Source organism: Clostridium sp. BL-8 (assembly GCF_002006495.1).
In the GTDB taxonomy this organism is placed as follows: domain Bacteria; phylum Bacillota; class Clostridia; order Clostridiales; family Clostridiaceae; genus Clostridium.
In genome coordinates this window covers 43,448-68,586 of record NZ_LZZL01000014.1, presented here as the reverse complement: position 1 = coordinate 68,586, position 25,139 = coordinate 43,448, and the positions used below count along the sequence as shown (strand labels likewise).

The following is a 25,139-nucleotide window of genomic DNA, read 5'->3' as shown; positions in this document are numbered from 1 at the left end:
ATATATGAGAAATTTATGTAATATATTAATCTAAGAGAATAACAATTTGTTATATAAATTAATAAAATGATATGAAAAGAAGCTCTTGGAGTTTTACAGGAATTGGAGATGTTAAAGGGTGAGAATATGGAAATAATAGAAGGTGTAAATATGCTTGATTGTACGGAAAAAAGTCATGTGTATTTAATTAGAGATAAAGAAAATATTTTAATTGATACTGGATTGCCAGGAGAAGCTGAAAAAATTTTAAGTGAAATAAAATTTATGAATATTGAGTTGAATAGTATAAAACACATTCTTTTAACTCATCATGATATTGGTCATGTGGGAAATGCAAAAATATTACAGGATGAAACAGGAGCAGCACTTTGGGCATCTAAAGAAGATGCTCCATATATTATTGGAAAGAAAAGCAGGCTTGGAGTTAAGAGAATTATTCAAACTTTTATAAGATACAAAAAACCTATCATAAATTATTTTTATAATGGTTATGAAAATATTAGAGGAATACGAGTAATTAAAACTCCAGGACATACTCCAGGGCATGTTATTTTTATGTATAAAAATGTTTTGTTTACAGGCGACTTGTTTAAGATTGTTAAAGAAAATATTAAATTATTACCGAAGGATAGGAATTGGAATCAATATAATCTTGAAAAATCTTTAGGGCTGTTAAAAAATCTAGAATGTGAATGGATTTGCCCAGCTCATGGAACACCCATTATGAAGAATGACATATGGGAGGAATTTGTTAAAAAATACTGATATATAAGAAGGTGTGTAAAATGCTTATGTCAATATTAATAATAAGGTTGTTATTGATATTGAACACATAACTAATTTTTGCACTCCTTATTTTTGAAAAAACATAAGAAACATGTTAAGTGATAATTTAATATTTATAAAATATAGTAATTCTACTGTGAATTATATGTTTCTAGTAATAAATATCAATCGAAAATTAAAGTTAAGTCGTAAAATTTAATCTGTTAATAAGTTCACTTTTATTTTAGGCATTATAAATTATGTTATAATAATCATAAAAATAAGAGGAGATTAAATACATAAATAATTAAACAAATTTAAATGGAACAGTATATACTATTGATCTGAACAAGTACAATGGAGGTTTTTGTTAGTATGATTAAAGAAATTGAGATTCGTAGAAGCATAAGAAAATATATTAATAAGCCAGTTGAGGATGAAAAAATAATTGAGTTACTTGAAGGTGCAAGACTTGCTCCATCAGGTAATAACACGCAGCCATGGCGTTATATTATTGTAAAATCTGAAGAGATGAGACGAAAGGTAATGGAAGCATCTCATAATCAAAAATGGATGTTAACAGCTCCGATATTTATTATATGTGTTGCAGACATACGTTGTAGAATAAAAGAAGAAATAAATATAGATATAAATGATAATAGTCCACAAGATGAATTAAAGCGAATAATTAGAGATACATCAATTTCAGCTGGATATATGTTGCTACAGGCTAATAATTTAGGACTAGGAGTTTGCTGGGTTGCAGAATTTACTCAAGAAGAAATTAGACCAGTTCTAAATATTCCTTCTGATAAATATGTTGTAGGAGTTATAACTGTTGGATATCCAGATGAACAGCCGAAAGCACGTCCGAGAAAGAATTTTGAGGAAATAGTTCGTTATGAATGTTGGTAAAATATAAGAGGAAACCTAATGTTATATGGAATTAAATGAAAATAAATGCACCTTAAAACGTCGGAAATAATGTTGAAAAACATAATAGATGTTGATATAATAATATTATGGTAGTAAAAGGGAAAATAATCAAAGATTGTAAGGAAAAAGCTAAATTACACATAAGATTTTGTAAAAAATCTTAATGAAAATATTTCCAATTTCACATCTCTTATAAAATTTTTACTTTAATATTGTAGATTATTTTTCTTACTAAGTTTAGTAATTTGATAGAGGTGATTTTTATGGCAATTAAAAACGTATTCGGAAAATTATTATTAAGTATTTCAGGTAGTATGATTAAGGCTTGCACAGCATCATATTATGGACATGGTGTTGAGGAAATGCCGGAATCAATGAAAAAATTAAGATAAGAAAGAAATCGCGTAAGGGGGATGTGAATTGGAGATAGATTATATGGATGTTTTGGATTCAATATCTCAAGGCATATTTTTTGTTTATATGATAAGTTATTGTTTACGTGATAAAAAAATATTCAGTGATAAAAAAAAGATAGTATGCATGCTTTTATTATCATGTGGTGGTTACTTTATTCCTAACATATTTGGCAATTTTTCTATATGTGTGTTTGTTACACATATTTTTAGTATAGTTATAATAGTATTTTTTTTCAAAAACAAATATATTGAAGCATTAGTTGCATTTAATTTAATTTATTCAATTGGAGCAATTTGGATGCTTATATTTGGAGATAGTTTATATGAATTTTTAGAATGCATTATTTTTAAAAGACATATAGAGCTTTTAAGCATATTATTCGTTTATGTATGTCAACTGCTATTGTATATAATATGTATTAAATATCCTAATAAGATAAGACAAATCTATAAAATTATGCAGGCTGAAAAGTTTACAATAAGTTGTATATTTATAATGAGTTTTACTCCAGATTTCTTACTTTCACTAGGCTCAATTGAATACAATGATGAAGCTTTAATATATCAGAATATAAAAATTGTGATTTTTATGGTGTTTATTGGATTTAGTGCTGTGTACTTTGCAAAAATAAAGGAACGGGCTAATAAAATATTTCAATTAAATGAAAGTTTAGAAGCTAAAAATAGTGAATTGAAAAAAATAAAATGTGATTATGGAATACAAATGTCATCACTATATGAATTATGCCTTAGAGAAAAGTATGAAGATGTAGCTGGTTTATTAAAAAGTATTATAAATACACCTAATAGTTCTAAAACTGGTGAAAAGGGTCAGACTAAGGAATCTTTATTATCACTAGCAACTAAACATGTTATGTGTGATGATATAAATATAATAATAGATGATAATGCAGATTTTAAATTAATAGCTATGTCAGAAATGGAGTTATATAGAATAATTGTAAACATAGTTAATAATGCCATAAAGGCTATGAAAAATAGAGGTACATTAATAGCTAAGTCATTTAGTGCTAATGATAAAACAATTATTGAAATAGAGAATGATGGTGAGAAAATACCAGAAAAATATATTGATAAAATTTTCGAGGCAGGATTTACTACTAAGAATAATAGTGACAAAAATCATGGCTATGGATTAAATATAGTTAAAGAGTTAATAGAAAGTTATGGTGGTAATATATCTGTTGAGAGCAGTGAAGTTAAAACTAAATTTACTATTATTTTACCTATAAGGTCTGCAAAGAATACATATATATGTTAAAGAAATTAATTCTAAATGCGGCATAAAATTTTTTGATAAGACAAGTTCCTATTAATATTACATTGATAGACATATGTAAATTTTAACCGAGGTTTTTTGAGAAATTTCCAGTAAGCCTCGGTTAAAATTTTATATATGGAATAAAATAAATGAATATATTATTTTCCTATAAGCTTGTCATTTTCAAAAATATGTCCTGTTAACCAGTCGTTAAGAAATTGAAGTATACTAACTATATATTCATCTTGATTTTCATCTATTGTAGAAAGATCTATATCATTAAGCTTCTTTATGAATGCATCATGTTCAATTTTCTGAGTAAACATTCTCTTGTAGTTGATTTTTTTCATGTATTCTTCTTCAGCTGTAAAATGAAATGCAGTGTAATTTTGTAGCTCTTCTAATAATGTTACTATTTTATCATATTTATCGATTGTAAAATCATTTTTTAAGAGAGTATAAGTTCTATCAGCTATTTCGAAAAGAACTTTATGTTGTTCATCAATAAAATCTATTCCTGTCTTGTATTCTTCTTTAAATTCATACATTAAAAATTACCTTCTTTCCCAAAATATAATAAGTATATAATAATTATACAACTGATATTTTATAATTACTAGATTTAAACAATAATTTTTATTAATTAATAAAAGATTTTTACTTTTGCTACGAATATCGTAGAATTAGTATAAGAAGAACAGATAAGGAAAAATATTTTTTACATCAGTAGAAAAATATGGTATCATAAGAAAGGTATTGCAAATAGAGAATTTAGGGTGAAATGATAGAGAAAATAACTATAGAAGGGGTACAGAATATTATATGGTCAAGGTAAAATATCCTGCTTTATATACTGATGATTTAGGATGTGAGCAGGCAGAGGTAGGTTTTTCTAAAGAGGGATTAGAGCTTAAAGTAAGAAATTGTATTTTTAAAAATGAGGAATTTAATTTTGATTTCTATACTGATAATACAGAAAATATTAAAGATTTATTCAATTTCAAAGAAAATGAATTGATTGAATATTTTATAGATATTAAAATTCCATTATTGCTGACTTGTGATAATATTGAATATGTGAAAGAGTTTTTGCTTAGAATTGAGAGAAATAAAAATTATTATAGTAACTCGCTTTCGCTTTTGCTTAATAATAAATTGTATATGGTTGAAGGGTATAATTTACAAGAATTAATTAAGAAGATGAAGAAGAAAATACCAGTAGGATATGAGTTAGCGGATAGCTTACATTCAGCATTAGAGTATAGAGTAGAATCTGACAATGAGGCGGTAAAAGATTTTTATTATTTGAAAAGTTTTAATGAAGGATTGAATGAGACTTCAAAGAAAAAGCGTTATTTTTTAAACGACGAATTTAAACGTGATTTTAGTAAATACCAAAGGATACCAGTGACATATATATCAAATGAATGCTATTCAAGTTAATATTATTTATAAATATTAATTTGAATAGAAAAGAGATAGCATATATGAAAATAATATGTTATCTCTTTTTTAGGTTAATTTTGCAATTTATTAAAATCATGTTCAAATAATAGTATTGCCAATAATGGTATTATTAATTCAATATATTTAAAATTTATATTGCTTCATCTATTTGAAGACTTGATTTTGAACTCAATGAGGAATTTATTTCAGTCATAGAAACAGGATCAAGGATTTTTTCTAATTCATCTACAGTCAGTATTCCTTCCCTTAATACAAGTTCTTTAACGGAGTTTCCTGTGCTTAATGCTTTTTTGGCAATATCAGCTGATTTTTTATAACCTATATATGGACAAAGCGCTGTTACAATTCCTATGCTGCTATCCAAGAGTTCTTTACATCTAGTTTCGTTTGCAGTAATTCCTAAAACACAATTATCTATTAGAGTTGTAGTTGCATTTTGAAGAGTTTCTATAGATTCAAACAAATTATAGAACAGAACAGGTTCGAAAGCATTGAGCTCAAGCTGACCAGCTTCCGCAGCCATTGTTATTGTGAAATCATTTCCTATGATATTAAAAGCAACCTGAGAAACTACTTCTAAAATAACAGGATTTACCTTGCCAGGCATAATGGATGATCCATTTTGCATAGGAGGCAAGTTGATTTCAGCAAATCCAGTCTTTGGTCCACTCGATAATAATCTTAAGTCATTTGCCATTTTAGAAAGATTCACAGCACATGTTTTTAAAGCAGCTGAAATATCAACAAAGCAGTCAAGGTTTTGTGTTGCATCAATTAAATCACTAGATTGAACTACATTAAAACCGCTTACTTTTCTAAGAGCAGGTATAATATTTTCTAGGTATTTTGAACTTACATTGATAGAAGTTCCAATGGCAGTACCACCGATATTTAAAACAAGCATTTCTTTTTGAGTTTCTTTTAAACGGTTTATATCACGCTTAATCATTGATGCAAAAGCATTAAAAGATTGTCCAAGTCTAATTGGAACAGCATCTTGCAGTTGAGTACGTCCCATTTTTATAACATTATCAAATTCTAAAGATTTCAATTTAAGTGTATTATATAAACGTTGAAGTTCTGAAATTGTTTTTGGAAGCATTTTCAATACTGTAAGTTTTCCGGCGGTTGGAAAGACGTCATTAGTGGACTGTGCCATATTAACATGATCATTTGGGTGTATTACAGAGTAATTGCCTTTTGTCTCACCAAGTAATTCAATAGCTCGATTAGCAATGACTTCATTTGCATTCATATTAGCAGAAGTTCCAGCACCACCTTGAATTGGATCAACTATAAATTCTTCATGTAATTTTCCACAAATAATTTCTTCACAAGCTTTTATTATAGCATTAGCAATAGTAGAAGTTAGAACTCCAGCATCTCTATTTGCTATAGCAGCAGCCTTTTTTATTTCAACAAGACTTATAATAAAGTCTCTATGCAATTTTTTATTTGTAATATGAAAATTATTAGTTGCTCTTAAAGAGTGAATGCCATAATAAGAATCAGCAGGTACGTTTATACTTCCTATAGAATCAGATTCTTTTCTTGTTCTCATTTAAAAATCCTCACTTTCATTTTATATAATTCTTTTAAATTTAAAATATTAGATTTATTATTTCGTTATTAATCCAAAGTTAAAGTAAAAATATTTTTTCATTAATCTTCCTGAAATGAAGATTATCACTATTTCAAATCGATGTAAATATCAGAGGAGAAATTGTGAATAAAAACTAAAAATGAGTATATTATACTTAATTAAATTTAATTACATATAAAAGATGCTTAATTTTATGAAGTGCAAATGTTATAAGACAAAAACGAATTAAGGATAATAAAGTGTGGTTAATGTTCGTACATTGCGAAAAAATTTAAGCTCTTAATAAGAAATTAAAAGTTATGCACCTAGAAATAGAAAGATTTAATCAAATCGCAAACCAAAAAAGAAAAGTTATAAGAAATAACAATGAAGAATATAAAAGGTAAGTTTATTTTTTTAATAGGCATAATAAAAAAAACTTGTAATTTTCAGTTTTACACTTTAAAATATTAATAGGACATATTAATAGATTCAAAGGCCTACTTATCAAAGAAATGTGTATTAAATTATAGAAGAGTATATTTAAAATAAGTAATAAAATAGCGCAAAGAAGCGTATCAATACCTAATTAATGAATTTAGGGATTATTTGATATGTTTTTTATTATATAAATATAGATGATTTTTTAGAAGCAGGGGTACTATATATGGACAAAATTGATTTTAAGATTATTGAACTTTTACAAGAAAATGCACGTTATCCATTAAAGCATTTGGCAGAGCAAGTGTTTTTATCAACACCGGCAGTATCAGCTCGTATTGAAAAACTAGAACAATCAGGAGTTATTACAGGATATTCTGCACATGTTGATCCTTTGAAATTAGGATACAATATTAAGGCATTTATTAATTTGGAAATGACTCCAAAACAAAAACCAGAGTTTTATCCTTTTATAGCTAGCTGCCCAAATGTACTTGAATGTAATTGTGTTACTGGTAAGTATTCCATGTTGATAAAAGTTGCTTATCATACAACATTGGAGTTAGATGCGTTTATTGGTGAATTGCAGAAGTTTGGAAATACAGATACTCAAATAGTATTTTCCACAGCTGTAGAGCATAGAGGAATAGATGTATCATCAGAAGCAGAAAACAAATAAGAGAGCAAAAGATTAAGGAATATTATTAAAATCGTTTTAGAGCATGTAGAATCATACATGTTCTAGAACGGTTTTTTCCTTATGTAATAAAATAAAGAATAACTTAGAAATTAATATCATAAATTTATAATAGTATAAATAAATACTAATTAAACTTAATTTGTAAAATTAATATTTGAAGGGTGATATATCAAATAAAGTTGGAAGGAGGAAATATTGTGAATGATGAATATGAAGAAAAGTTAAACGAAAATAAGAACATAATATTAAGAAACATTGAGCAAGGGAAAAAAGCTGGGGTTAATAAAGTTTCTGCAGTATTTGCTATAAATAAAAGAGATGAAATTAGAAGAAGTATGATTACAGATTTAGCAACGTGGCTAATAATTGATGGATATAAAGTATCTCTTAAGGAAGGCGAATTGGAAATATTAACAATAGAATGGGATTAAGGGATTAGAACATAAATTAATTCTTAATATAAGAAGCTTAAGCGGAATATTGGATGAAAGTATGCCGCTTATTTATTGTGTTAAAGTATAATAATTCTAAAACTCATAGACTCAAAAGGAATTTTAGATGAAATAGCACATAAAGCTATTATTTATAATAATATTCTCAATATGTCAAGAACTCTAAAAATAATACGAACGTAAAGAAAAAAATATTACAAAATGTTCAGTGAAAATTGACAAAAGGTAATATAAATTATAGAATAAAGGTAATAATAATGATGCTTTTAGATATTATCCAATTCAATATGAATTGGATAATATTTTTAGGAATATTAAAGAAAATTGTAAAACAATGATGCATGATCTAACATGCTAGATTATAATTGATTGAAATATGACTGAATAAGTATCTTATAAAATAAACTTAGAAATGGAGTCGATAAGCATGAAAGCAATATTAACAGTAATTGGGGAAGATAAAGTTGGTATTATAGCCGGGGTAAGTAATAAAATGTTAGAATACAGCATTAACATTTTAGATGTTAACCAAACAATAATGCAAGGATTTTTTACAATGATAATGGTTTTAGATTGTAAGGATATGAATAAATCCTTTGAAGATGTTCGTGCAGGACTTGTGGCAGAAGGAGAAAGACTTGGGGTTGAAGTTAAGATACAAAGAGAAGAAATATTCAAGTCAATGCATTCACTATAATTAGGAGGGGCTTATGAATACTAATAATATACTTGAAACTATAAAGATGATTGAAGAAGAAAAATTAGATGTAAGAACTATAACTATGGGGATATCTTTATTAGATTGTATAGACCCAGATGGAAATAAGGCTAGAACAAAGATATATGACAAAATTACAAAATCAGCAGAACAATTAGTTGAAGTTGGAAGACAAATTGAAACTGAATTTGGAATTCCAATAGTAAATAAAAGAGTTTCAATAACTCCAATGTCAATAATAGCAGGGGCTACAGATGAAACTGATTATGTTGAATTTGCAAGAACTTTAGACAGAGCAGCTGAAACTTTAGGAATTGATTTCTTAGGAGGATTTTCAGCTTTAGTTCAAAAGGGATGTACTAAAGGGGATAGGATTTTAATAAAATCAATTCCAGAAGCTTTGGCTGTAACAAAGAAAGTTTGTGCATCAGTTAATGTTGGATGTACTAAATCAGGAATAAATATGAATGCAGTAAGGGATATGGCAGAAGTTATAAAGAGAACTGCTGAACTTACTAAGGATACAAAGGGGTTTGGATGTGCTAAGCTTGTTGTGTTTGCAAATGCAGTTGAAGATAATCCATTTATGGCAGGAGCTTTCCATGGTGTTGGAGAAGCTGAAAGAATTATAAATGTTGGAGTGAGCGGACCTGGAGTTGTAAAGAGAGCCCTTGAAAAGGTTCGAGGAGAATCTTTTGATATTGTTGCTGAAACTATTAAGCAAACTGCATTTAAAGTCACAAGAATGGGTGAATTGGTTGCAAATGAAGCATCAAAGAGATTAGGTGTACCTTTTGGTATAGTTGATTTATCACTCGCGCCAACTCCGGCTGTTGGGGATTCAGTTGCTGAAATTTTAGAAGAAATAGGTCTTGAACAGGTTGGAACTCATGGTACAATTGCAGCGCTTGCAATGCTTAATGATGCAGTTAAAAAAGGTGGAGTTATGGCTTGTAGTCATGTAGGTGGCTTGAGCGGAGCTTTCATACCGGTATCGGAAGATGCAGGAATGATAGATGCAGTAATAAGTGGATCATTAAACCTAGAAAAACTAGAAGGTATGACCTGCGTGTGCTCAGTTGGTCTTGATATGATAGCAATTCCAGGAGATACTCCAGCATCAACAATAGCAGGTATGATTGCTGATGAAGCAGCAATTGGAGTTATCAATAATAAAACTACAGCTGTTAGAATTATACCAGCTCCAGGATGTAAGGTAGGCGATATGGTTGAATTTGGTGGACTTTTAGGTAGAGCACCTGTAATGAAGGTAAATGGAAAAACATCAGAATTATTCGCAAATAGAGGCGGAAGAATCCCAGCGCCTATACATTCATTTAAAAATTAATTACAGATTAACAAATATAACTAGAATAATTAAATGGCTAAAAGCACATGAAAAATTTAATCCATAAATTTTTCGTGTGCCTTTGTTACTGTTCTGTATTTTTAGTTGCTAGAAAGAGTTATATATGAATTGAGCCTTATTTGTTGGATTTTATGACATAATAAGTATATTCATTAATTAAAATAAATATGATTAATAAATTAAAAATTAAGACCTAAAAGACATTATTAAAGTATCTCTTAGGTCTATTTTTATATCATATCCTTTGTTAATCTTGGCAAAAAGATATTGATAGGGATTTCATCTTTTGTATCTTAACAATTTTGAATAATTTTAAAAATTAGGCATCATTTATTTTCTACAATAAAAATAATAAAGGTAATAAGAAATCCCAATTGTTATAATATCCATAATAATTTGGGAATCCATAATTTCCGTATCCATTGAAGTTACCATAACCGTAGTTTCCATATCCATAGTTAGGAGTTTGGCAGCAGCATTCATGATGGTGATGGTGGTGGTGCTTACAACAATTACTCATAATTTAATTTCTCCTTTTGTATATCATAATCATTTGTTCGGCATATTTTAGGTTTTAATCATTAATACACCTTACATATTACTAATATATTGAACATAATAAAAAAGTGTTACACGTAAGAGTTAATTAATGCAAAATTCAAGTATATTAAACGAAAAACATTTATGATATAATATGCAAAGAGAAAAAATAAGTAATGTAGTGTAGGTGAAAAAATGACAAGTGAAAAGAAGTTTTTGCCCATAAGTAAAAAGGATATGAGAGAAAGAGGCTGGGATGAATGTGATTTCATAATTGTTACAGCTGATGCATATATAGATCATCATAGTTTTGGAACTGCAATTATCTCAAGGGTTCTTGAAGCTAATGGATATAAAGTTGGTATTATACCACAGCCAGATTGGAAAAGTCTTTATGATTTTCAGAGGCTCGGAAGACCTAAATATGCATTTTTAGTTAATGCGGGAAATATGGATTCTATGGTTAATCATTATACTGTAAGTAAAAAACTTAGAGAGAAAGATCTATACTCTCCAGGTGGAGAAATGGGCCATAGACCGGATAGAGCAACTATTGTATATTGTAATAAAATAAGAGAAGCGTATAAAGATGTAGATATCGTTATTGGCGGAATAGAAGCCAGCCTTAGAAGATTTGCTCATTATGATTATTGGAGCGATAAAGTAAGAAAGTCAATGTTAGTTGATAGTAACGCTGATCTTTTAATTTACAGCATGGGTGAAAAGCAAATTGTAGCTGTTGCAGAAAGCTTAAAAAATAAAGTGCGTGCAAAGGATATTACTTATGTAAGAGGGACTTGTTATCTGACTGAAAGTTTAGATGATATTCAAGATTATATTGAAATTCCTTCGTACAAAGAAGTTTGTGATGATAAATACAAATATGCGCAAGCTAGCAGGATTGAAGATGAAGAACAAGATTCGGTTAGAGGACGCATTATTGTACAAAAGCATGGAAATAAGTATTTAGTTCAAAATGTTCCTGAAACGCCTTTAAATAGAGAGGAATTGGATGAGGTATATAATCTTCCATACATGAGAAATTATCATCCTGTTTATGAAGCAAAAGGCGGAATACCAGCTATTGAGGAAGTTAAGTTCAGCACAGTAAGTTCAAGAGGCTGTTTTGGCGATTGTAAATTTTGTGCTATAACATTTCATCAAGGACGAGTGGTTCAAAGCAGAAGTAAAGAATCAATATTAAAAGAGGTTGAAGAAATAACTGAAATGCCAGATTTTAAAGGATATATACATGATGTTGGAGGACCTACTGCAAACTTTAGAAAGCCAGCCTGTAGCAAACAATTAGCGTTTGGAGCATGTAAGGGGAAAGAGTGCTTATCACCAGATGTATGCAAAAACATGGAAGTTGATCATACTGAATATTTGGAGCTCCTTAGAGCTATAAGGAAAGTTCCTAAAGTTAAAAAAGCATTTGTACGTTCTGGTCTTAGATATGATTACATTATGGCTGATAAAGATGATACATTCTTTAAAGAATTAGTTGAACATCATGTAAGTGGAAAGCTAAAAGTAGCGCCAGAACATATATCTAAAGATGTCCTAAAATATATGGGTAAGCCAGCAGGCGAGACATATGATAGATTTGTAACTAAGTTTGAAAAAATAACAAAAAAGCTTGGTAAAAAGCAATACATAATTCCATATTTGATGTCATCTCATCCTGGAAGTACTTTAAAATGTGCTGTTGAACTTGCAGAGTACTTAAGAGATATTAATTATCAGCCAGAGCAGGTACAAGATTTTTATCCAACACCAGGAACATTAGCAACTACAATGTATTATACAGGACTTGATCCAATGACAATGAAGGAAGTTTATGTGCCTAAGAGTAAGCATGAAAAGGCTATGCAGAGAGCACTTCTTCAGTTTAAAAATCCTAAATATTATACCTTGGTATACGAAGCCTTAACAGAGGCAGGACGAACAGATTTAATTGGAAATGATACTAGATGTCTTATAAAGGATAAAAGTAACAAGTCGAAGAATAATACATATAATAAATATAAAGAAAGCAAAACAAATGGTAAGAGTAATAAAAATACTATTTATAGAGAAATTAAAAATAAACAGCCTAATCATAAGAATAAAAAGCATAAAAGTAGAACAGAAGTTAAATATAAATAGATAATTAGATAAATAATATTGTAACGTTTAGAAGCTAGAAAGAATTTTCTTAAAATGTGAACTTTGAAAATTTGTAGAAACTAGTGAAGCTGACCAGCAATTAAATACGATTGTTGGTCTTTTTTATATGAAATTATACATTGTAAACTGCACGTTGCTAATTATTAATTGAAGTGTGGTGCAACCATTTTTTTGTATAAGATAACTTGGATAGTGTAGGATGATTTTGGTATATAGGGAAAGTAAATTTAAGATAAATATTATGGAAAGTATCTTGCTGTTAGCTGATAATGGCAGTAATATAGCGATTGAAAGATATATTTTAATTTTAATGTGTAAATGTATCTAAAAATAAAATTGGGTTTTATAAGATAAGTTGCTATAATAGGATAGTGATAGCAGGTGCTATTATTATTTGTACATTTGATTGAAAAATTGTTTAATTTTACAATTTATAGATTACAGAAGAAGGAGTTATATAAATGGGGGAAATATTAATAAAAGCGTTTAGCTTTGTGCTTATTATCATACTAGGATATGTTTTTAAAAGAAGAGGTTTGTTTGAAAGTAAGGATTATAAGATTGTTACCAAAATAATTATGAATATTACTTTGCCATGCGCTCTTATTACTGGATTTGCAAATTTCAAAATGGATAATTCAATGCTTTTTATTATTTTATTTGGATTTTTAGCTAATATTATTATGTCGTCGATAGGCTTTATTTTAGCGAGGAACAAAGATAACAAAGAAAAGGCTTTTAATATGCTTAATCTTGCAGGATATAATATAGGATGTTTTACACTTCCTTATGTGCAAAGTTTTTTAGGGCCATATGCAGTTGGAATAGCGAGTCTTTTTGATACTGGTAATTCGATAATGTGTACCGGAGGGACTTATGCGATTGCTTCAGGAATAGCAGGTGAAGGTGGAAAGCAAAGCATTAAAGGATTTCTAAAAAAAATGTTTTCGTCTGTACCTTTTGACACATATCTGTTTATGTTTATTGTAACAATATCGGGAATACGATTGCCACAAGCAATATATAATGTGACTTCAAATTTGAGTGCTGGGAATGCTTTTTTGTCCATGCTTATGATAGGTATGGTTTTTGAGTGCAATTTTAAAAAAGAACAATTAGTTAAAGTTGCATCAATGCTTGGAATTCGTTATTTAAGTGCTGTAATATTTGCTTTGATAATTTATTTCTTAGTACCTTTTTCAGTAGAGATAAAGCATGTTTTAGTAATACTAGTATTTGGTCCAGTTTCTGTTCTTTCGCCAGTATTCACCGGGTTATGCAAAAGTGATGAGGGATTAGCTGGGGTGGTAAATTCTATGTGCATTCCAGTAAGTATATGTATTATTACTTTTTTAATATTCTTTTTTCAGGCAGCATAGAGGCTTCTATATATACTAAAGATCTCCATTACTATTGTAGATGGAGATCTTTAGCATTTTATAAGCTATAAATATTTAATTTGTTCCGTATAAAAAATAATATAGATTATATTTACAATATGTTATATAATAATAATTATTAGTTGAGAAAATTTGCTAAGGAGGGTGTAATATTGAAAAAACTAATTTCATGGAATGTTAATGGATTGAGAGCTAGTGTTAATAAAGGCTTTTTAGAATATTTTAAAGAAGCCGATGCAGATATATTTTGTATACAAGAAAGTAAACTTCAAGAAGGCCAAATAGATTTAAAATTAGAAGGTTATAAAGATTATTGGAATTATGCAGAGAAAAAAGGATATTCAGGAACTGCTGTATTTTCAAAAGAAGAACCTATTAGTGTAAAAAATGGAATTGGAATAAGTGAACATGATACTGAAGGGCGAGTTATAACGTTAGAATTTAAGGAATTTTATTTAGTTAATGTATATACTCCAAATTCTAAACAAGGTCTTGAGAGGCTTGATTATCGAATGGTTTGGGAAGACGTTTTTAGAAAATATTTAAAGGAACTGGAAGAGAAGAAACCAGTGATAATATGTGGGGATTTAAATGTTGCTCATGAGGATATTGATCTTAAAAATCCTAAAGCTAATAGAAAAAATGCTGGATTTACAGATGAAGAGAGAAATAAGATATCAGAGCTTTTAGATGCAGGATTTATAGATACTTATAGATATTTTTATCCTAATACAGAAGGAGTATATTCTTGGTGGTCATATAGATTTAATGCTAGAGGTAATAATGCTGGGTGGAGAATTGATTACTTTTTGGCATCAGAAAGTTTAAAAGATAAATTAGTAGATGCTAAAATTCATATGAATGTAATGGGATCAGATCATTGCCCTGTAGAAGTTATGGTTAATTTATAAAGTCATAAGAGTATAATTAGTAATGATAATTACATATTATTAATTATGCTCTTAAATTAATCATCGCAAATTTTTAATTGCAACATATATATTAGAACTTTAAATTCTGTTTATAAATTTAAATATATTATATAATAATAGTATATACAGTAGAAAGTAATAAATTTGTTTTATGGAGAGTAAAGATATGCTAAAAGATAAAAAATTGTTTTTACTAGATATTGATGGAACAATTGCATTAGATACTACACTAATAGATGGAACATTGGATTTTATGAATCATGTGTTAAGTATTGGAGGTAAATATATTTTTATAACAAATAATTCTACTACTAGCATTCAAGACTATATTACAAAATTTAAAAAGTTTGAAATTAAAGTAGATAAAACAAGCTTCGTGACCTCATCTTATGCAACAGCATTATATTTAAGAGAAACGTATAGGGATAAAAAGATATTTGTACTTGGTACAGCTTCGTTTATTCAGGAACTAAGAAGTTTTGATATAAATGTCACTGAAGAACAAGAAGAGGATATTGTATGTGCAGTAGTAGGGTTTGATAATGAATTAAACTATAGAAAGATAGAAAATATATGTGAATTACTCTTAACTAGAGATATTGACTATGTAGCAACAAATCCGGATTTTGTCTGTCCGACGCGCTTTGGTTTTGTGCCTGACTGCGGGTCTATATGTCAAATGATAGGAAATGCAGTTAAAAGAGAACCTTTATATATTGGAAAGCCTAATAAAGCAATTGTTGAAATGTGTTTAAAGCAGACTGGATTCACAAAAGACGAAACTTTAGTTATAGGAGATAGGCTTTACACGGATATTGCTTGTGGAATTAATGGTGGTGTGGATACTGCGGTATTATTTACTGGTGAGGCTACCAAAGAGGATTTAGTTGATACAGAATTTAAACCAACATATAGCTTTGAAACAATTAAGGATCTATATAAGGAATTAGCTTTTTAATTGAAATTTAATATACAGAAAAGCATCAGTTATACATATAAATCTAAATTGTTTAAAGTAAGATAACTCTATACATATGGAATTAAAATTTTTATTTAATTTAGAATTCCTAAATTAAATAAAGTATCATTTAAAGGAAATGTATAATTGCGACAAGTTTAATTTATTAGTAACTGCATTTTAGCTGATAATTTCTATAGCTATATGGATATAATAATTATTAGCAAAATGTAGTTTTTTATTATAAACAATGAGAAGTCAATCTAAGTTAGGGGGGGAATATATGGACATAGAAAGTATAAAAAATAAGATACAAGGAACTAAACCATATATTAATGGTTGGGAAAGAATGAAAAGGTCTTCTGTAATTATTCCACTAGTGAAAATAAAAGATGAGGTTTGTATATTGTTTGAAATGAGGGCCAAAAAGTTAAATAGCCAGCCTGGAGATATATGCTTTCCAGGTGGAAGAATAGATGGAAGTGAAACACCTAAAGAAGCAGCAGTAAGAGAAATATTTGAGGAGCTTGGAATTAATAATATTGATGTAATAAATGAATTAGATACGGTAGTAAGATATGATGGAATTATAATTCACCCTTTCTTAGGGGTTATTAAAGAGGTTGAAGAAATTAAAATAAATGAAAGTGAGGTCGACCATGTATTTTATGTTCCGCTAAATTATTTACTAAATCATAAATACTTAGAGGTAAATGGAAAAATAAATATAGATAGATCAAAAGATTTTCCATATCATTTGATAGTAAATAAAGAAAACTATAAGTTTAGAGAAGCTAACTATAAATATTTATTTTATAAGTATAAAGATTATAATATTTGGGGAATCACAGCGGAAATGCTGCATAATTTTTTGAAGAAATTATAATGTGGTTAGATTTAAATCTAATTGAGGTGTAGAAAATAATGAAAAATAAAAGTAATAAGAAATTATAAGATTAGGATTAAGGGAAACCTTAATCTTTTTTTATAAAAATTTAAAATTTGGATTGGAAAATCAACTTAATATAAAAGATCTAATTATGACCCTATCTACAATAATTTACAGGGGATGATAATTGTCACCTGTTTGCCATAATTTACAGTTAATATTAAGACAATAACATAATAAATTTTAACAGAACTACTAATAGAATAACAGTATTCCTAAAAAATACAAACTTAAAAATTCAAATTGAATTTCAAAGATGAGATTGATGAGTACATGCATTATAAAGTAGTGGTTTCAAGGTAAATTAGTAATATGAATATGGGGAGGAATTAAAAATGCTTATTTTAAAGAATATAAAAGTAAAAACTAAATTAATTTCATCTTTTCTTATTATGGCTATGTTAATAGCTATTGTAGGTATGATAGGAAGAGCATCATTAAAAACATCAGATGCAAATTCAAAAGCAATGTATAATGACGACTTACAGTCAATACAGTTGCTTACAGATATTAAACAGTCGTTACTCAGCAGCAAGAGTAATATTATTGAATTAACCTATGTTAAAGATGCTTCAAAAAAAGATGATTTAGAAAAACAGATTCAATCCAATATAGAAACAGAAGATAAAGATATATCAAACTATGAAAATATTAAGATGGACACTCTTGAAAAGCAATTATGGCCAACAATTAAAGATCAACTTAGCCAGTATAGAACGTTAACAGATAAAGTTATTAAACTTATAGATAATGGTAAATATGATGAAGCAGCCAATCAATATCAACAAATAGGGGATATTAGAAATTCGCTTATGGAGAATATAGGTAAGATAATAGATATAAATGTTAATAGCGCAAAGACAGATAATTTAACAAACAATGATATATATGTACATAGCGATCATATAATGATAATACTTGTGATAACAGGATTAATATTAGCATTAGCAATTGGATTAATTATTTCAAGGGACATAAATACATCATTACTTAAAATAAAAGAATTTGCTGAAAACTTAGCGAAATATGATTTGTCAAATGATTTTCAAATTATAAGAAATGATGAATTTGGGAAAACAAGTTCAGCTCTCACAAAAGCTCAGCAAAATATTAAAGAACTCATAAGTGTTATTATGAATAGTTCGCAAAAGATGAGTGATTCAAGTGAAGAACTTTCAGCGACAGTAGAGGAATTATCAGCAAAAACTGAAGAGATAAATAATGCTGTAACTAATATAGTAGCTGGAATACAAGAAACAAGTGCAGTTACAGAAGAAGTGACTGCATCTATAGAAGAAGTTGACTTGAATATTGGAGAACTTTCTGGAAAAGCCATGGAAGGAAGTAATAATGCAGTTCAATCTAAAGAAAGAGCTATAGAAGCAGAGAATCACGGAAAAAAAGCAATAGAAGGAGTTAGAGAACTATATTCTAAGAAGAGAGAGAATATGCTAAATGCAATTGAGGAGGGCAAAGTTGTAGATAATATAAAGGTTATGGCAGATACGATTGCAAGTATATCAGAACAGACTAATTTATTAGCCTTAAATGCTGCTATAGAGGCTGCAAGAGCAGGAGAGCAAGGTAAGGGCTTTGCCATAGTTGCAGAGGAAGTAAGAGAACTTGCTGAACAGTCTTCTAAGGCAGTAGCTTCTATACATGATACTATTGGAAAAGTTCAAGAGGCATTTAAAAATTTATCTGGAAATGGTCAAGACGTGTTAGGTTTTATAAATGAAAATGTGGATCCTCAGTTCAAAGAGTTTGAAAAGGTAGGAAATCAATATTATAGGGATTCAGATTTTGTAAGTAAAATGTCAGAAGAGATAGCATCTATGTCAGAAGAACTTACTGCAACAGTTGGTCAGGTGAATGAAGCAATGCAGAATGTGGCAGAAGCCTCACTAAAATCATCAGAACATGTTGAAACAATAAAGGGAAGTATAGATGAAACAGCAAAGGCAATAGAACAAGTGGCATTAACTTCACAAAATCAAACGGAATTTGCACAAAGGCTAAATGAAATGGTATTAAAGTTTAAAATATAAATTATAGCTAGTCCTAAAAAAGTAATCGATAGATGAAGTTAAACAAATATTAGAATTGTAATATAAATTTCTATTAAAAAATAAAGTTTCTACATGAATAACATACAGGTGGTGAGTTAAAGTGTAGAAACTTTTTTGAATTCATATGATAGAAATATTATATAAAAACCTCTTTTAGTTTTTTGAATATTGATGTTAGAGTGATAAAATAAATATATCATTAATGTAAAATTTAGAATTAACAATTGTAAAGATAGTAAAAAGATATATGAGCAGATCAGGAGGAGGAAAAATGGATATTTCAAACATGAGGCATGAAATCGTTTCTGAAAATCCAGACATAGAGGTAAAGTTTTATTTATCAATAGATGAAGGCGGGTATGTAGCACCGCACTGGCATAATAGTTTAGAAATAGTCTATATGCTTGAAGGCAGTATTACAGTTGCTTTTGAAAATAAGAAAATTACTGTATTACCAGAAGAATTTATTGTCATAAACTCAAGAAATGTACATGGATTTACAAGTCAGAAAAATCGTGCATTAGTCTTGCAGATACCAAGTGCTGTTTTTGAAAAATATGTTCGCAATATAGATTTGTATTATTTTAATGTTGATATGAATCCAATAGATGAAGTTGAAATTAAAAGGCTAAATAAGATTAAAAGAATATTTCATGATATGTATGAAATATATGATATTCAACCAGAAGGATATTTGCTTAAGTTTAATAGTTTACTTTACGATATGCTTTTTACTTTGATTCATTCATATTCTTCTAAATTAGCTCTAAAGCAAATAAAAAGAGATAATAAATATTTAGAAAGATTAAAAGAAATCACTATGTTTTTACATAACTGTCATGATGAGCAGATAACAATGCAACAATTGGCAGATAAATTTGGATATAATCCAGATTACATCTCTAGGTTCTTTAAAAAGTATATGGGATTAACAGTCATCGAGTATTTATATGAAATTCGAATTAATTATATATATAAAGATTTGATTGATACGGATTTAAATATAAATGAGATTTTTGAAAATCATGGATGTAATAATTATAGGGTTGCAATGAAGCTTTTTAAGAAACGATATGGATGTACGCCAAAAGAAAAAAGAAAAGAGAAAAATATGACTATTTCGAAATAAGTCGGAATAGTCATATTTTTATGTCGCTATAATGGCTTTTGAATGCAAGGTGTAATTGTTATCATAAATATATGATAACAATTACAATACGTTTCGAGGAGGATATAGTGTAATGAACGAGATTAGTAAAAAGATAAAAATCAGTTTTTGGGAAAGGTTTTCTTATGGTTGTGGAGATTTAGGTTGTAATATAATTTATTCAGCTATGTCTGCATTTCTTTTGTATTATTATACCGATTATATAAAAGTAAGTGCACTTGCAGTTGGAACAGTAATGCTGGTTTCAAAATTATTTGATGGCGTAGTGGATTTGGCGATGGGAGTTATAGTAGATAGAACTAAATCAAGATTTGGGAAGTGTCGTTCATGGATATTACGTATGACTATTCCATTTGCACTTGCAGCAGTTTTATTATTTTCGGTGCCAGCAGGCTTGGGTGAAAGTGGGAAAATAATATATATTTTTATTACATATAATTTGGTTTCATCTGTTATTTATACGGCTATAAATGTACCATATGCAACATTAAATGCGTTGATTACGCAAGATCAATATCAACGCTCAATTCTAAGTATTTTTAGAATGACTATGGCAACAGTAGGAACCTTAATAATAACAAATTTAACATTACCTTTAGTAAAGTTATTTGGGGATAATGCTTCAGCATGGACAAAAACCTTTTTAGTGTTTGGTATCCTTTCAATTATAGTATTCATGATTACATTTACAGGGACGAAAGAACGGGTAAAACCTTCTGAAAATACACATCAAGAGAAAATACCATTCCATACAGGAGTTAAGTATTTATTTAAAAATAAGTACTGGATAATGATAACAGTGACTTTGGTTCTAATTTTTATAAATTACTCTTTAAATAGTGGGGCAGCAGTTTACTATGCTAAGGTTGTACTAAGAGATCCTAATATGATTGGACCTATGAATTTGATAGCAAGTGTTGTGCAAATTGCAGCAATGTTCTTTACTGCAATTATTATTAAAAGAACCGGAAAGAGAAATATGCTGATTATTGGTTCAGTTATTTATGGCTTAGGATTTGTCATGTTTGGTTTTGTTGGTACAAGCTATGTGGGAATAATGACTGCATCTGCATTAAAAGGTATTGGAAATGCAGGGATTTCATCTTGTATGTTTGCTATTGTTTCTGACACTATTGAATATGGTGAATGGAAAACTGGTTATAGAACAGAAGGATTAGTAAATAGTGCATCAAGTTTTGGATTTAAGGTTGGTAATGGCTTAGGCTCTGCAATGATTGGATGGATCTTGGCATTTGGAGGATATTCAGAAAATGCAGTAACTCAAAGTGCTTCAGCATTAATGTCAATTAATGCAATATTCATTTATATTCCTGCAGTAGTCGTTGTTTTACAAATTTTTGTTATGTCATTTTATCATTTAGATAAAGAATATGACTCAATAGTCGATGGATTGAGTAATGGTAGAAATTTAGCAGTTAACGGGTAGAATTTAAAACAATTAAGTATTTATTTTATTTAAGAATAATTGCAACATTTTGTTGTAAAATTTATATAAATTTGGAGGTAAATATGAAATTTACAAATGGATATTGGCTTTTAAAAGATGGGGTAAATAAAATTAGCCCAATACAAATGATAGATTATAAGATAGAAGATCGAGCTATAGTGATTTATGCATCAGGTAAGGAAATCGCAGATAGGGGACAAACTTTAAATGATCCAATGCTTACCTTTTATGTATCATCGCCTCTTCCTAATATTATAAGAGTACGAGGCTATCATCATATTGGAGGTATAGATAATGGACCTTCCTTTGAAATAGTGGAAAATGATAAGCATAAGGTTAGTATTGAAGATACTGAAGAAGTTCTTTCGCTTACAAGTGGAGATACAACTATAAAAATAGGAAAAAATAATTGGAACTTAAGTTTTTATTATAAAGGAAAGCCTTTAACACAAAGTCAGAAAAATCAATTAGGTTACATTAAAACTGCTGATGGGAATTTCTGGAGAGAACAATTGAATTTAGACATCGGAGAATGTGTGTATGGATTTGGAGAGCAGTTTTCACAGTATGTTAAGAATGGTCAGACTATAGATATTTGGAATGAAGACGGAGGGACTTGTTCTGATCTTGCTTATAAAAATATTCCGTTTTATTTTACAAGCAAAGGTTATGGTGTTTTTGTGAATCAACCTGAAAAAGTATCTTTCGAAGTTGCAACAGAAGTAGTGTCAAAGTGTCAGTTTTCTGTACAAGGAGAAAAAATAGATTATATGATTATTGGAGGCGATAAACCAAAGGAAGCAATAGAAAGATATACAGATCTTACAGGAAAGCCAGCATTACCACCAGCTTGGTCATTTGGACTGTGGCTTTCAACATCATTTACAACTAACTATGATGAGAATACTGTAAATAGTTTTATTGATGGTATGATAAATCGTGATATTCCGTTAAGTGTATTTCACTTTGATTGTTTTTGGATGAAGGAATATGAATGGTGTAATTTTGAGTGGGATAAAGAGGTATTTCCAGATCCAGTAGGTTTAATATCTAGAATAAAAGCGAAAGGTATAAAAGTGTGTGTATGGATAAATCCATATATAGGACAAAAGTCACCATTGTTTAAAGAAGGAATGGATAATGGATATTTCATAAAAAATAAAGATGGAGGCATATGGCAGTGGGATATGTGGCAGGCAGGCCAAGGAATAGTTGATTTTACAAATCCAGAAGCTTGCAAATGGTATACTTCATATCTTGAAAAATTAATTGATATGGGAGTAGATTGCTTTAAAACAGATTTTGGAGAGAGAATACCAGTTGATGGGGTATATTTTGATGGATCAGATCCGTTGAAAATGCATAATTATTATACGTATTTATATAATAAAACTGTTTTTGATTTACTTAAAGAAAAACTTGGAGAAGAGAATGCAATTGTATTTGCCCGTTCAGCAACAGCAGGAAGTCAAAAGTTTCCAGTACACTGGGGCGGAGACTGTGAATCAAGATTTGAATCCATGGCAGAAACTCTTAGAGGTGGATTATCTTTGATGTCATCAGGATTTGGATTCTGGAGTCATGATATAAGTGGATTTGAAAATACTGCACCACCAGAAGTATATAAAAGATGGGTACAATTTGGCTTGTTATCATCCCACAGCAGACTGCATGGATCAAATTCTTATAGAGTACCTTGGTTGTTTGATGAAGAATCAGTAGATGTTGTTAGGAAATTTACTAAGTTAAAATGCAGATTGATGCCTTACATCTATAATAAAGCAGTAGAGGCGAATAAAAAAGGAATACCTGTAATGAGATCTATGATTATGGAATTCCCAGAGGATAGAGCGTGTGACTATCTTGAAAGACAATACATGTTTGGAGACAGGCTTTTAGTAGCTCCAATTTTTAATTTTGAGTCAACTGTTGATTATTATCTACCAAGGGGAAAGTGGACGAATATATTTACAAATGAAATTATAGAAGGAGGATCTTGGATTAATGAAAAATTTGACTTTTTTAATTTACCGCTTATGGTAAAAGAAAATTCAATCATTCCAATAGGGGGCAAAGATAATACCTGCGATTATAATTATTTAGAAAATTTGCAGCTTCATATCTTTAATTTATTGAATGAGACAAATGCAGAAATTAATGATGTACAAGGTAAAACTTTGATCAAAGTAAAGGCAGAAAGAAAAGAAAATAAGATAATGATAAAACTTTCAAATAATTTTGATGGAATTAAAATTGTAATGCGAAATATCCACAATATAAAAAATATTCAAGGTGCATCAATAGAAGACTCTACAGACGGAATTGTATTATCAGTATTTAAAGATGCAGCAGAAGTTGTATTTCAAATAAGTGAATAGAAATTAAAATAGCTATTGTATCTAATCATAACTAAAAATAATTTTGATAAAAACTTGACAAAGAATATTTTGTTGAAATATAATAGACTCAAATGAAAGCAATGGAGCATTTATTTATATAGGTGTTTTGTTGCTTTTTTTATTTATATTTGTTGATATATCAGTGGGATTTCAATGAAAGGAGAGATAATTCTGTGTCAGGACGATAAATCATATGCGAAGGAAATATATAAGCATATTAAATTAGATATTTTAAATTTAAAAATAAAAGATGGAGATTTTCTTACATTAGCTGAATTGGCAGATAAGTACAATGTAAGCAAGACACCAGTGAGAGATGCATTGGGAGCATTGGAAATAGAAGGATATCTGAAATCATTGCCTAGAAAAGGTTATTTAGTAAGGCCTGTAACGCAGAAAAGTATAAGGGAATCTTTCCAAATGAGATCTATTTTAGAAAGAGCTGCTGTAAAATTGGCAGTTAAAACAGCTAGCGAATTAGAGCTGGAAAGTATATACGAATTAGCTATGAAATTTCCAGAAGATTCTAAAGGCAGTGAAATAGCAAAATTTAATGAATTAAATAATGTATTTCACATGTCAATTGTAAGAGCAACTCATAATTCATTATTAATTGAAACTTGTGAGGGAACAATGGAGAATCTTTCTCGAATTTTGTTAATGGATTGCAAGAACTTAGAATTTACAAATGAAAAAGATGATCATGTAAATATTGCAAAAGCTCTGCTTGATAGAAATAGTAAAAAAGCAGAAGAGTTGATAGTAGAACATATTTCAAATTTAGAAACAAGGTTTTATTCTTATGAAAGTATAAAAGCATAAGAAATTATATTTTATTTAAGCTTTTAATAAAATAAGAAGTTCTTAATTATGTTTGAATAAAAAAATATAATGCTTCAAACAATACATTAAGAAGGTCTCTTAGTTTATAAAAATATATAAATAATGTTTTAAAAATG

The 25,139-nt window shown here is 28.9% G+C and carries 22 protein-coding genes; 19 read left to right on the top strand and 3 right to left on the bottom strand.

The genetic code is table 11. The annotated features are described in order from the left end of the window. The first annotated feature begins 108 nt into the window (after positions 1-108). The 4 genes from CLOBL_RS06980 to CLOBL_RS06970 all read left to right on the top strand — a co-directional run bounded on the left by CLOBL_RS06980 (position 109) and on the right by CLOBL_RS06970 (position 3,399). On the top strand, positions 109-765 hold the full coding sequence (locus tag CLOBL_RS06980) for an MBL fold metallo-hydrolase (RefSeq protein WP_242953796.1): 657 nt from the start codon (positions 109-111) through the stop codon (positions 763-765). Between the two features lie 375 nt (positions 766-1,140). After that, positions 1,141-1,680 (top strand): nitroreductase family protein, encoded by a 540-nt coding sequence (locus tag CLOBL_RS06975; protein WP_077858363.1) that lies wholly within the window; start codon positions 1,141-1,143, stop codon positions 1,678-1,680. A gap of 284 nt (positions 1,681-1,964) precedes the next feature. Beyond that, positions 1,965-2,093: a hypothetical protein gene (locus tag CLOBL_RS28910; RefSeq protein WP_009170065.1), complete on the top strand. Its 129-nt coding sequence runs from the start codon at positions 1,965-1,967 to the stop codon at positions 2,091-2,093. Between the two features lie 28 nt (positions 2,094-2,121). Beyond that, positions 2,122-3,399 (top strand): ATP-binding protein, encoded by a 1,278-nt coding sequence (locus tag CLOBL_RS06970; protein ID WP_242953795.1) that lies wholly within the window; start codon positions 2,122-2,124, stop codon positions 3,397-3,399. A 158-nt stretch (positions 3,400-3,557) separates the two neighbouring features. On the opposite strand, the gene CLOBL_RS06965 is transcribed toward CLOBL_RS06970, so the two are convergent. Next, on the bottom strand, positions 3,558-3,947 hold the full coding sequence (locus tag CLOBL_RS06965; RefSeq protein WP_077858362.1) for a hemerythrin family protein: 390 nt from the start codon (positions 3,945-3,947) through the stop codon (positions 3,558-3,560). A 274-nt stretch (positions 3,948-4,221) separates the two neighbouring features. Here CLOBL_RS06965 and CLOBL_RS06960 point away from each other — a divergent pair, with 274 nt between their 5' ends. Then, positions 4,222-4,842, top strand: coding sequence for a DUF6304 family protein (locus CLOBL_RS06960; protein ID WP_077858361.1), 621 nt, complete (start codon positions 4,222-4,224; stop codon positions 4,840-4,842). A gap of 154 nt (positions 4,843-4,996) precedes the next feature. On the opposite strand, the gene CLOBL_RS06955 is transcribed toward CLOBL_RS06960, so the two are convergent. Further along, positions 4,997-6,427, bottom strand: a complete 1,431-nt coding sequence (locus CLOBL_RS06955; protein WP_009170069.1) for an aspartate ammonia-lyase — start codon at positions 6,425-6,427, stop codon at positions 4,997-4,999. 688 nt (positions 6,428-7,115) lie between these two features. Here CLOBL_RS06955 and CLOBL_RS06950 point away from each other — a divergent pair. The 4 genes from CLOBL_RS06950 to CLOBL_RS06935 all read left to right on the top strand — a co-directional run bounded on the left by CLOBL_RS06950 (position 7,116) and on the right by CLOBL_RS06935 (position 10,107). Continuing rightward, a complete protein-coding gene (locus CLOBL_RS06950; RefSeq protein ID WP_077858360.1) occupies positions 7,116-7,568 on the top strand; it encodes an Lrp/AsnC family transcriptional regulator in 453 nt (150 codons plus the stop codon). A 218-nt stretch (positions 7,569-7,786) separates the two neighbouring features. Then, the gene (locus CLOBL_RS06945) at positions 7,787-8,020 is read left to right on the top strand and encodes a hypothetical protein (protein ID WP_009170071.1); all 234 of its coding nucleotides are present in this window, start codon (positions 7,787-7,789) and stop codon (positions 8,018-8,020) included. Positions 8,021-8,468: 448 nt separating this feature from the next. Further along, positions 8,469-8,738 (top strand): ACT domain-containing protein, encoded by a 270-nt coding sequence (locus CLOBL_RS06940; RefSeq protein ID WP_077858359.1) that lies wholly within the window; start codon positions 8,469-8,471, stop codon positions 8,736-8,738. Positions 8,739-8,751: 13 nt separating this feature from the next. Beyond that, a complete protein-coding gene (locus tag CLOBL_RS06935) occupies positions 8,752-10,107 on the top strand; it encodes a PFL family protein (protein WP_077858358.1) in 1,356 nt (451 codons plus the stop codon). Positions 10,108-10,465: 358 nt separating this feature from the next. Here the strand turns inward: CLOBL_RS06935 and CLOBL_RS27465 are convergent, their stop codons facing one another. Continuing rightward, positions 10,466-10,648, bottom strand: a complete 183-nt coding sequence (locus CLOBL_RS27465; protein WP_143323844.1) for a hypothetical protein — start codon at positions 10,646-10,648, stop codon at positions 10,466-10,468. Between the two features lie 215 nt (positions 10,649-10,863). Here CLOBL_RS27465 and CLOBL_RS06930 point away from each other — a divergent pair, with 215 nt between their 5' ends. The 10 genes from CLOBL_RS06930 to CLOBL_RS06885 all read left to right on the top strand — a co-directional run bounded on the left by CLOBL_RS06930 (position 10,864) and on the right by CLOBL_RS06885 (position 25,002). Beyond that, the gene (locus CLOBL_RS06930) at positions 10,864-12,816 is read left to right on the top strand and encodes a YgiQ family radical SAM protein (protein WP_077858357.1); all 1,953 of its coding nucleotides are present in this window, start codon (positions 10,864-10,866) and stop codon (positions 12,814-12,816) included. Positions 12,817-13,298: 482 nt separating this feature from the next. Beyond that, positions 13,299-14,216 carry an AEC family transporter gene (locus CLOBL_RS06925; RefSeq protein ID WP_009170076.1) on the top strand — a complete coding sequence of 306 codons (918 nt, stop codon included), beginning with the start codon at positions 13,299-13,301 and terminating at the stop codon, positions 14,214-14,216. A 173-nt stretch (positions 14,217-14,389) separates the two neighbouring features. Next, positions 14,390-15,148, top strand: a complete 759-nt coding sequence (locus CLOBL_RS06920; protein WP_077858356.1) for an exodeoxyribonuclease III — start codon at positions 14,390-14,392, stop codon at positions 15,146-15,148. Positions 15,149-15,335: 187 nt separating this feature from the next. Next, on the top strand, positions 15,336-16,127 hold the full coding sequence (locus CLOBL_RS06915) for an HAD-IIA family hydrolase (RefSeq protein ID WP_077858355.1): 792 nt from the start codon (positions 15,336-15,338) through the stop codon (positions 16,125-16,127). 283 nt (positions 16,128-16,410) lie between these two features. Continuing rightward, positions 16,411-17,013, top strand: coding sequence for a CoA pyrophosphatase (locus CLOBL_RS06910; protein WP_077858354.1), 603 nt, complete (start codon positions 16,411-16,413; stop codon positions 17,011-17,013). A gap of 398 nt (positions 17,014-17,411) precedes the next feature. Further along, the gene (locus tag CLOBL_RS06905) at positions 17,412-19,124 is read left to right on the top strand and encodes a methyl-accepting chemotaxis protein (protein WP_077858353.1); all 1,713 of its coding nucleotides are present in this window, start codon (positions 17,412-17,414) and stop codon (positions 19,122-19,124) included. A 292-nt stretch (positions 19,125-19,416) separates the two neighbouring features. Then, on the top strand, positions 19,417-20,274 hold the full coding sequence (locus tag CLOBL_RS06900) for an AraC family transcriptional regulator (RefSeq protein WP_077858352.1): 858 nt from the start codon (positions 19,417-19,419) through the stop codon (positions 20,272-20,274). A 112-nt stretch (positions 20,275-20,386) separates the two neighbouring features. Beyond that, positions 20,387-21,760 (top strand): MFS transporter, encoded by a 1,374-nt coding sequence (locus CLOBL_RS06895; RefSeq protein WP_009170082.1) that lies wholly within the window; start codon positions 20,387-20,389, stop codon positions 21,758-21,760. Between the two features lie 83 nt (positions 21,761-21,843). After that, positions 21,844-24,159 carry an alpha-xylosidase gene (yicI, locus tag CLOBL_RS06890; RefSeq protein ID WP_077858351.1) on the top strand — a complete coding sequence of 772 codons (2,316 nt, stop codon included), beginning with the start codon at positions 21,844-21,846 and terminating at the stop codon, positions 24,157-24,159. A 174-nt stretch (positions 24,160-24,333) separates the two neighbouring features. Next, complete coding sequence (locus tag CLOBL_RS06885; protein ID WP_143323843.1) at positions 24,334-25,002, top strand: GntR family transcriptional regulator; 669 nt, start codon at positions 24,334-24,336, stop codon at positions 25,000-25,002. The last annotated feature ends 137 nt before the right edge of the window (positions 25,003-25,139 follow it).